The organism is Bacillus sp. AF62 (assembly GCF_050312695.1).
GTDB classification, from domain to species: Bacteria; Bacillota; Bacilli; order Bacillales; family Bacillaceae_G; genus Bacillus_A; species Bacillus_A cereus.
In genome coordinates this window covers 1-5,651 of the sequence record NZ_JBNPJZ010000168.1, presented here as the reverse complement: position 1 = coordinate 5,651, position 5,651 = coordinate 1, and the positions used below count along the sequence as shown (strand labels likewise).

Here is a 5,651-nt window from a genome sequence, read left to right as displayed (position 1 = left end):
GATACTATCATTCTTCCAGGAAAACGGATTTCTTTATGCATTCATTTTTGGATATTTATGAGTTTTGCAACACCCTCTTACTTGCTTATTTTGATGGAACAACAGTAACAAGAGATACATACTTTAATAAATTAGGTTCTGCTGTAGTGTCAAAAAATTCATCCTATCAATTTAGTCAATCTGTAAAATCAGGTCTATCAACAGCAGATGTGGTTGGTGGTTCAATAACATTGGGGTATAAAATGAGTTTTACAGAAGGGGGAGGTGTAGTTCCTGCTTCAGCCACACAAGAATTTAGTGCACAATTAAGTGCTATGTATAATCATGCAATTACAGTCACAAGTGAAGTAACAAATATAGAAACAATGACGATTCCAAACGCAATAGATTCATATCCGTATGATAAATATGTAGGCGCGGCATATTATACTATTGATCCTAGAATTGGATTAAATGCAGTTATTCAAGATGGTTCAGCAGTTCTGGATAATAGGGCTTTCCAATATGATGATGCTACTTTTGACTTAGCAGTGACGCCAGGGGCAACAAGTTGATAATTCTAAATACGATGGTGCTGTTGCAAAATTAAAAAACATAAACTTGTTTACAAAGTACAATGAATTGGTTTTCTTGACCAGGTCATTGTACATGAAACATGTCCATTACAACACTTCCTTTTAGGAATAAGATTCGCGCTGTCCATACATATCCTTTTTAATGTTTTTGCAATATGTGGAAAAAATTTCTGTTTTACTCTAGTAATTTGAATTTCATTTAAGGAGAGGATTCGCTATAAATAGCAAATCCTCTCCGGGTTTGGCGCAAATAATAAAGAATGAAACGTTTGTTTAAAAAGTGTGTCTTGTATCAATGTGTGTAATAGCACACCCGACTTATCAAGGGGATCCCCTTAACACATATCATATCTTCGCTAAATTTTGCAAGGACTGATTCGAAATATGAGGGATGTACGAAATCGCCCATTACAATCCTTATATAATGGGAAGAAACTCGATTCCCTCCTTTCCACATATCATTCAGTTTCAGCTGTATGGTTCGTTTTTTCTTGTGCTTCATATTTTTTTACTAGCTTATAAAAAGAAGAACGTGTTATTACATTTATGGTAAATAGAAGGATATTCAAATAAAAAGATGAATTAGAATGAGAATTACATTTGCAGTAGTAAAATTATTCTCTACATTCAAGATAACAAATAATACGGTTCTGGTATGAATAAAGGATATATTCCAAAGAACAATGTGGATTCCTACCGGAATCGTCCTTTACCCTGTTAATCTAAATAATTGATGAATGAATTGTTTTTGATTTTGAACAGACTGATTCTGTAAATAAATCTGTTCTTTTTTATCAACTGTGATTCCACAAGGTTTTGAAGCATGAAAAACCTGCAAAGCTTTTTGATTTCTGAATTTACTTAGATAAAAATTAATCGTGTTTCCTTCAGATAGCTCTCCTTCCTCCATCATTTCTACTAAATCACGAAAACTGAGATTTTACCGTAGGTACCAGCGCACAGTTAATAAAATAATATCTGGTTGATAGTGCTTTTCCATTTAAACGAAGTTTCCTTTTTCATACTGATCACACACCTTTTTAAGAATAATAGTATCAGTATGTCCAAGTTTGAGAGAGTATTTGCAAATGGCCTGAAGTTTTTGCACCAGAGCCCTAAACAGGTGTATGGTGGAGAGCTTTTTTTCTAGATTCTATTATTTTATCTTTTTTTATTCGCTAAAATCGAAAAAGATAAAATAATATTAGAAATCTTAAAAAGTTTCTAATATTATATAAAATCACTTCATCCTTGAAGTACTTTTACTTATTCAACTCATTACTACACCATTTTAATTTATATTAACCCTACCAACTATACCTAAAATCATTTGTTTTTCACTTTCCTTTCAGCCTTTATAATCCGTATGTAAATTTTCACATTACATGTTTATGTCTCAATATTAATAGCTAGAAAAAAAGAGTAATTTATTTCCTCCTTTACTAGTTATTCAATTAACAATTGTTAATTGAATAATAGAGGAGTCAAAAATATTCAGACATATGTTATAAGAAATATTCCCTATTATTTCTTATAACATATTAATTTTTCTTTATTTATTCTATTTTGTCCACTATACAAACAAAAGATGTATAATTTAATTAAAGTATTCCAAATTAACAACCTCGTGATTCATTTTAAGTGAGAAATCGCCGCATTTAAGAACAGGGCAAATAACATTATGAACAAGATGGAAAATAGGCAGCCAAAGATAAAATATAATTCAAATATTAAAAAATACAAGAAACAAAGAATTTATGTTGAATTTGCAGTTACAAAAGTAGAAAATTATATAATACTACCTTTTTTGCGTAGGTATATTTTCCAACTTGAAATTCTGTTTTTATTAAAGGGATATCACAATAATTTACTTGAAAGTTTTGAAGAAGGTTGCTTTTAAATAATATAACATCAATAATTTAAATTTCCATGTGATGAATGTTTTTGTATTACATTTGTCGAGGAAATTTTTGGCGGTATTCAATTTATTTGCTTGCAATAATTTTTTTGAAAAATCTAATTGTAATTTAGCTAAATATTCTTTTAAATAAAACTCATTTTCTTTTATACTTGATTTCAAAATATTTTCTATAGTTTCTATAATTGGGTAAGGTTCTATAATTTGTAAATCAGTACAAAGACTGTGTGGCAAACCTCGATAATAAATAGCTTGTGGAGTATGACTATATACAATAGTATATTTTTCTGCAATACGAAACCACATATCCTGATCTTCGCCTAACTGCGCCCCTATGGGAAACTTTCCCACATTTTTAAACGTGGTTACAGGAATAGCGATAGCTGAAGAAATAAGGGGCAAATCCCCCAGTACGGCATGAGCATAATTTGAAATAATTCCTTCCCAAGGAAAAGGGGGGATGTGTTTGAATTTTGGGATTATATCTTTATTATTTTTTAATTTTATTTCATAACTTGTAGCATACGCTCCACCATTAGGATATTTTTTTTTTAAATTACAAATTGTTTCTAAAAATGTAGGTCGCCACTCATCGTCGGCGTCTAAAAATGCAATAATATTTGCTCTTGCACTTTCAATTCCTCTATTACGAGCAGATGCGACTCCGCTATGCTTTTGCTGTATTAATTGGATTCTAGGATCCTGAAAACTTCTTACCATGTTACAACCATTATCTTCAGATCCATCATCAATAACAATAATTTCGAAATTTTGGATGGTTTGATTAAGAATCGATTTAATAGCTCTTTTTATGTAATGCTCTTTATTGTATAGTGGAATCACTATTGACATAAAGTCCATTTGGCTCCCTCCCAATTTCGTAACGCTAATTTTTCAGCTTGCTCTATACTTAATTTGGGATTTTTATAACCAGAATTAAAAATATTGTTTATACAAGTAAGTAATTCCTCTTCTTCAAACTGTTGAGAATTTATAACGAAATCCTTTGAAGCTTTTACTTGCTCTGCCCACCCTACACATTTTGGATGATACGAAAAGATGATTGTCGGTGTATTAGTTATATAGCCAAATATAGAACTGTGTAATCTCATACCAATTAGACACTTTAGATTCGCAATTTTTTTCAAAGCATTTAGAGGATCTTGATGATATGGTACATGTTTAATCGGAATAGATACTTTTAAATTTTGGATGATTTCTTTATGTATATTGGAATCTCCAAAAATTGGATGACCATTAAAGTCAATTAATATTATTTCTTCAATATCATAAGATGAAAGTTGATTTAATACGTTAATTATTTTTTTAATTCTTCTTTTTTCTATACTTATATCACCATTAATGTATTGTTCATAATGACAAAGTGCTAACCCTAAGCCTTTTCGATTTCTATTATTTAAATAAGTATTTTTCTCTCCTAAAGCTCTAAATAATAATGGTGCTAAATCGAAAGTTTTTTCTACTTTTACATGTGGTGCTAAACTCTGGACCAATTGAAAACTAGCACTATCTCTACAACCAATATACTTAAATCTTTCTAATAATTTTTTACATGCCGTTTCTGCCCCACTATCTCTAAAGGGACCGAATGATACTCCTAACGCAATTGCTTTATCACTTCTACATAAGTCCATTAAATCTATATTCTGGGTCATTTTATCTGTAGAGTGAAATACAGAGCCTCCACCAAATACTATATACTGTGCAGTTATAGCATAATAATATAAATTTATTAAATTATTATTACGAACAGATTCTTTTTTTGAAAAAATAGAATTAAAAGAAAATTCATTGTGTGTGAAAGGAAAAGTAGTGACATTTATAGAATCAGGTTTTAAAAATGAATAGCATCCCCACAATGCACACTTAAGTAAAGCATCATCACCGGTATTTTTTTCTCCATAATATCCTGAAAGGAATACTGAATTCAAAACTATCCCTCATTTCATGGAAAGTATCAATATATGTATATGATGCTGAATGCAAAAAAATGAGGAATTAGTATTAAAAAGAATACTATGCTAGCAATTCATCCATAATATGCTAAATTAATTTAATATCTAGTTTCTTTAGATGATGTTGCAAAACTAATAAATATCCAAACAGGAATACATAAAGAAATCCTTTTTCCTGGAAGAACTCAAACTATCTCCAGAAAGGACGAATTTACGAGTATGATAACCAATTTTAATCAAAATCAATCCATTGTACATATTTTATTTATGTATGTAGACAGTTTAACCATAGGAGGCGTTCTGCCTATTACAAATCGTCCACCCATCTGTAGAAAATTTTTACTCAAATGTTTTTTCTTAAAAACTGTATTTTAAATTCATTCTTTACGCAAATTGAATCGTTTTTTACATCAATATCCTTCCTTTTGTGCATCTTGTGTTCTGTCTTTTGTTCCTCATATTTCTACTTTTTCACATGTAGGTACTTGGTTTCGTAAAGAAGGTATTTCAGTCATTCATAAAAAGGATCTTTAGGAACCTTAAATTTGAACTAATTTCATGTGTTTTAATTGATAGCACGGCCTTACGGAGTAGTTTGTATGATTCACAAGCAAGGTGGGGGAATTGCCCCGTTATAGTTGATATAAAGGATATAAGACTCATGCTTGTTCAGCACCAGGAAGTGTTGTGTTATCTTATGTGTTGACAACAGCAAATGTACATAATAGCAAAGTGGCTCCTGTATTATTTCAAGACATAGAGGACCAACATGTGTTGTTTTCTATTGCAGACGCTGTTTATGATAGCCAACACCCTTATCATAATGCAGATATGTGTGATATCTTTCTGGTAAATCTTATTAATTTACGAAATGGCCAACAAATTAAAAGCTCAAGCCGTCGTGTGTTATCATATCTTATAACCACAATCTTTGGGAAACAGTCGATGAAAGAGCCTGGGAAAATTGAATAGTAGTTTAGTACATTAAAAGATAAAGGGGCTGGAATAGCCTCGTTGGTATGATCAAAATCGCTATCTACTGCATGTTCAGTTAGTTTTTCTGATTCATAACGGTGCATATTTATTTTAGTTTTGCAATATCCTCAAGTAAGATTAAATATATGAATAAAGATAAAATAAAAAAGATTGAAGAAATTAATTTCTTCAATCTTTTTTATACTT

At 30.6% G+C, this 5,651-nt stretch carries 2 protein-coding genes and 3 pseudogenes; 2 read left to right on the top strand and 3 right to left on the bottom strand.

Features of this window, described 5'->3' with window-relative positions:
* Positions 1–554 (top strand): annotated as a pseudogene (locus ACQRBL_RS31770) (hypothetical protein); the annotation flags it as partial.
* Positions 555–1,377: 823 nt separating this feature from the next.
* Here the strand turns inward: ACQRBL_RS31770 and ACQRBL_RS31765 are convergent.
* The 3 genes and pseudogenes from ACQRBL_RS31765 to ACQRBL_RS31755 form a co-directional block, all read right to left on the bottom strand.
* Positions 1,378–1,598: pseudogene (locus ACQRBL_RS31765) on the bottom strand (hypothetical protein); the annotation flags it as partial.
* Positions 1,599–2,442: 844 nt separating this feature from the next.
* On the bottom strand, positions 2,443–3,354 hold the full coding sequence (locus tag ACQRBL_RS31760) for a glycosyltransferase family 2 protein (RefSeq protein ID WP_023523882.1): 912 nt from the start codon (positions 3,352–3,354) through the stop codon (positions 2,443–2,445).
* Complete coding sequence (locus ACQRBL_RS31755; RefSeq protein WP_001089561.1) at positions 3,336–4,445, bottom strand: polysaccharide pyruvyl transferase family protein; 1,110 nt, start codon at positions 4,443–4,445, stop codon at positions 3,336–3,338. The genes ACQRBL_RS31760 and ACQRBL_RS31755 overlap by 19 nt, the downstream gene beginning before the upstream one ends.
* Positions 4,446–4,688: 243 nt before the next feature.
* Here ACQRBL_RS31755 and ACQRBL_RS31750 point away from each other — a divergent pair.
* Positions 4,689–5,559, top strand: a pseudogene (locus ACQRBL_RS31750) (transposase).
* Positions 5,560–5,651: the final 92 nt, after the last annotated feature.

Bases quoted from the DNA above. Each gene is read 5' to 3' on its own strand.
- ACQRBL_RS31760 (WP_023523882.1), bottom strand. From the start codon at position 3,354: ATGGACTTTATGTCAATAGTGATTCCACTATACAATAAAGAGCATTAC.